Annotated in this window: 3 protein-coding genes; 2 read left to right on the top strand and 1 reads right to left on the bottom strand. The window is 61.8% G+C overall.

Going from position 1 to position 4,421, the window contains the following annotated elements; all coding sequences use genetic code 11:
* Positions 1–785 precede the first annotated feature (785 nt).
* Together AC1DO7_RS39725 and AC1DO7_RS39720 are read left to right on the top strand one after the other, a co-directional pair.
* Entirely contained in the window at positions 786–986 is a 201-nt protein-coding gene (locus tag AC1DO7_RS39725; protein ID WP_441622788.1) for a hypothetical protein, read from the top strand.
* Between the two features lie 472 nt (positions 987–1,458).
* Positions 1,459–1,677, top strand: a complete 219-nt coding sequence (locus AC1DO7_RS39720; protein WP_441622786.1) for a CDGSH iron-sulfur domain-containing protein — start codon at positions 1,459–1,461, stop codon at positions 1,675–1,677.
* 99 nt (positions 1,678–1,776) lie between these two features.
* On the opposite strand, the gene AC1DO7_RS39715 is transcribed toward AC1DO7_RS39720, so the two are convergent.
* Positions 1,777–3,966, bottom strand: a complete 2,190-nt coding sequence (locus tag AC1DO7_RS39715; RefSeq protein ID WP_441622784.1) for a penicillin-binding protein 1A — start codon at positions 3,964–3,966, stop codon at positions 1,777–1,779.
* Positions 3,967–4,421 lie beyond the last annotated feature (455 nt).

Genomic DNA, 4,421 nt, shown 5'->3' with positions numbered 1-4,421 from the left:
GCGGCGCCGTCTTGCGCTCGATCAGCGATAACAGTTCCTGTCTTTCTTTCTTCGCCAACTTCACTGGCGTTGCATGGCGGCCTCGACTCATCCCGCCATGATATCCGAGGCGATTATTTATTCAAGCTATTTACGGGATGTTGTACTAGGTCCCATCGGCGGCATGAATTGTTCTGCAGCCCTAGCTTTTACGTCGCCCTCGAATCGCGGCCTCTGAAACAATGGATTGGCACGATCGTTCGTCCACCGGATATTTCGCTTCGGTAAGATGCAGGCCCCACACTCCGGTATCGAGGCGTTCTTTCCCGAAAGGGGCGATTCCGATGATGGCCGGCATCTCGCCGTCATTTCGCCCGGCAACTTGTGAAAATGTCCCCAAAGGCGATTGAGCCTCTAACGAGCGGCCATTTCTGGGCCACGCCCCGCGCACCCTTTCCACTAGACGGTCCGAATGGACATGATGGGGTCTTCCCTGGGGCCCGCTGTGTGAGCGACGGCAAATGGGTCACGTTCTAGGCTGAGGGAGGGGGGGGATGTCAAACCGCGTGCTCGCATCAACCACCTTTCGATACTTTGGCGCTGCTTCACTCTGCGGCAGTGCCGCATATATCTGACTTGATGCCGGCGACGAAGACGTTTATTGTGTCCGTTCGGCGCGCGCTCCCAGCGCACCGAACGCTCCTCGCACCGATACGCACCCACTGCCGTCGCCACCATCCACTGTGGAATCGAGCTCGGGGCAGCAGTCGTAGTTCGTTTTTCCAGCCACGACAAAGGAGGCCGATATGCTAAGCCCGCATGAAATCGCCGCGCTGCTGCTGCTTGGCGACACGCAGGAGATCGACGACCTCGAGCCCGAGCAATTGGACACCTTATTGGCTCACAAGCTGGTCACGTTGGAGCGTGGTCATGATAGCGGCGATGCCTACCCCCGCCTGACAAGTCAGGGGCATTACATGCTTGAAGCCGTGCGCCGCATTCGGTAATGCGTCCGTCAGCTTGTGCCGAAGGCCAAGCGGAGCGCGCTTGGCACTTTCCGGCCTGGCAAACGCCGCCCTCCCGATTGCGACGCCCGACGCGCTTCCTATCGATGAAGTAGCGTGAGAGCGTGCCGGCAGACGTTCTCGGCGGTAAAGCCGTATTCGCGCAGCATCACCTCACCGGGCGTCGACGCACCGAAACGATCTACCGCCAGCACGTCGCCACCCTCGCCGATAGTCGAGGCACACCCGCTCTGCCGTGGAAGACAGGCCACGAAGCCTCGCTGCAAGTGACTCTCCGGCCGGCTACCGCCTGATTTCGCTCCAATAGTACGGCTACCCCACATAGACAACGGACAACGCCACAGGGAATTCCTCGAATTTTGCACCGTCAGGCTCATGCCACGCCTTGCGCAAGGGGCCGGCGGCTTCCTACCATGAACTTCAGGTGCCAAGGTTGCCAAAAGTGGAGTGCGTCATGAGTGAGGACACAGTCGTTACCGTTACCGTGCAGGATAATGGGCCCTTGCGTATCAAGGGCCCTGTCAAGATCGTGACTCCGACAGGCGAGCCATTCGTCTTCGAGGGCGAGCAGGTTTGGCTGTGCCGCTGCGGGCATTCCGAGAACAAACCGTTTTGCGACGGTTCGCACAAGCGCGTCGGGTTCTCCAGCATGCCGAGACCGAAGCCAGAGTAAGGTTTGGCAGTTGTCAGTGCTCTACTGTCGGCCGGCTCGATTGCGATGCGACGTCGGCGGATCTGGCGAATGCGAATGTCTCGTCCGCCGGCGATAGCATCAGAACCTCCAGAAGAGGAACTGTCGATGCCGTGGCTTATGAACCGTGCGAGGAGGCCGGGTCTCGGGGCCGAGCTGCGCATCCGGATCGATCACTCGCGCGCGCAGCGCCATGTCGTAGAACGCGCCCACCATCGGCAGGGCGCTGTGCGCGCCCTCGCCCCAATAGTTTCCGAGCGTCACACGTCCATCGTCGAAACCCACCCACGCGCCCGCGACCAGTTGCGGATGCATCAGGATGAACCAGCTATCCGCGTTGTCCTGCGTCGTGCCCGTCTTGCCGGCCACGTCGGCGCGAATCCTGAAGCGCGTCCGGATGTCCGCGCCGGTGCCCCGGCTAACGACATCGCGCATCACGTCGACTAGCGTTTGCGCTGCACCGGCTGGCAGCGCCTGTTCCGGCGATGTGCTCGCGAATGTGGCGAGCACTTTGTGGTCGTGATCCTCGATGCGCGTGACCATGCGCGGTTCGATATAGGCACCGCGGTTCGCGATCGTGCTGTACGCCGACACCATTTCCTTGAGCGTGACCGGGCTCGTGCCGAGCGCGAGCGACGGCACCGCTTCGAGCGGACTTGTGCGCACACCCATCGCGTGCGCTAGCCGTGCGACCTTCTCGGGCCGTTCCTTTTGCATGAGCTGAGCGGTGACGCGGTTGCGCGAATACACAAGCGCGTCGCGCAGCGTCATCGGCCGGCCGGTGGGCGGTTCCGCGTCGGTAGGCCGCCAGATCGCATCGCCGGTCAGCGCAATGGCGACGTCCCGGTCTACGATCGTATCGCTCGGCCGCGCGCCGTCCGCGAAGGCCGCGCCGTAGACGAACGGCTTGAACGTGGAACCCGGCTGACGCCGGGCCTGCTGCACGTGATCGAACGGTTCGTCACTGAAGTCGCGGCTGCCGACCCATGCCTTGATATCGCCGTTGCGCGGATCGATCGCGACAAAACCCGCCTGGATCTGCGTCTTGCTCCGGCAGAGCGCACGGACGAACGTGGGGTTCGTTCCAAGCTTCGCGAGCGCGGTCTGATCCGATTGACCAGCATCGCGCGCGGCGCGGTAGTCGGGCGTCTGCCGGATGAATGCCCGGAACAGGTCGCTGCCCGGCCGGCAGCCCGTGCGTTCGTTCCATGCGCCGTTCGCGATCCATTGCAACTGGTTCGTCTGCCAGTCCATCGCCTGCGCTGCCATGGTCTGCAGACGCGAATCGATCGTCGTGCGCACGACCAGCCCGTCGGCATAGATGTTGTAGCCGTTGCGATCGGCCCAGGCGCTCAGCCACTTGCGCAATTGCGCCGAAAAATGCGGCGCGGCGCCCGGCGGCGCAGTCTGCAACTCGAAATTGACGTTGAGCGGTTGTCGCTTCAACCAAGTGTAGGCATCGGGCTTGAGCTTCCCGTACTTGTTCATCTGCCCGAGCACCGTGTTCCGCCGCTGCAATGCACGCTCGGGATTGAGCACAGGGTTGTAAGTGCTGTTGGCCTTGAGCATGCCGACGAGCGTTGCGCTTTCAAGAACGTTGAGCTGGCTGGCCGATTTGCCGAAGTAGGTGCGTGCGGCCATTTCCACGCCGTAGGCGTTGTACAGGAACGGCACCGTGTTCAGGTACGTCTCGAGGATCTGATCCTTGCTGTACACGGCTTCGATCTTGAAGGCCGTGATGGCTTCCCTGAGCTTGCGCGTGAGGGTTGGTGCGCGGCCGATCTCGTCGGGATACAGGTTGCGCGCCAGCTGCTGCGTAATCGTCGAGCCACCTTGCCGGTCGCCGGAGAACGTATGCAGCGCGGCCGACGCGGTGCGCTTCCAGTCGATGCCAGGATGCTCGTAGAAGCGGCGGTCTTCGGTCGCGATCAACGCGTCTACCATGTACGGCGAGATCTGCTTGAGCGGCACCCACTTGCGGTTGACCGGCTTGAACTCGTCGAGCAGTTTGCCGTCGGCCGACACGATCAACGCTGGCCGATCGACCCGGGCTTTGCGGATGTCGTTGATGCTGGGCGTAAACGGCACGAGCGCAAGCCCATACAGCACGAAGAGCGCCGGCAATGCGGCGAGCATCAGCGCGATGCCGCGTCGCGTGGGGTGGCGAAGGCGGCGCAGCGCGCTGTTGAAAACGCGTCTGGTTCTCGTGCTGCCGGCGGCTGCCAGCGGTTGGACGCGGGCGAGCCACCGTGCGCAATGCTCACGAAACAACGATGCATATCGGCGATTCACGGTGGGGGGGCGCTGGCGGAAAGAGCGGGATCGTACCAAAGCGCAAGGACGCTTCTGTCGTCAAAGCGGGGTGCGGCACGCGGAACTGACAAACAATTACAATTGTTTCGTGTGGGCAACGTTCGCCATGGCAGAGGAAGCAGCGATCACCAACCTTGAACTGAATGAACGCTCGCCCCCATGCTGGACAGATGCCGCACCTCGATATCCGGATTCGCCGTCAGCAGTTCCTGCACGACATCTTCGTTTGCGCCTTAGAAGATACGTTAGCTTGCGCGGAAGTGCCTTGCATGGCGCTTTTAAAGGAGCGCTGCTCTTTAAGGAAAATTGTTACCGTCGCCCTGCATCGCATAGCCGGCGGGCGACCAGCGGGAGCAAATTTGTACAGACCGAAGGGAACACTTTAAGTGGCGCGTGCGATCTGTGTTCTGTAA

It is taken from the genome of Cupriavidus sp. 05N40 (genome assembly GCF_056397305.1).
Note: the sequence above shows the minus strand (reverse complement) of the source record. Positions and strands in the feature narration are given on the sequence as shown.

Excerpts from the sequence above, each read along its gene's own strand:
- AC1DO7_RS39725 (WP_441622788.1), top strand. The coding sequence starts at position 786 with ATGCTAAGCCCGCATGAAATCGCCGCGCTGCTGCTGCTTGGCGACACG.
- AC1DO7_RS39720 (WP_441622786.1), top strand. The coding sequence starts at position 1,459 with ATGAGTGAGGACACAGTCGTTACCGTTACCGTGCAGGATAATGGGCCC.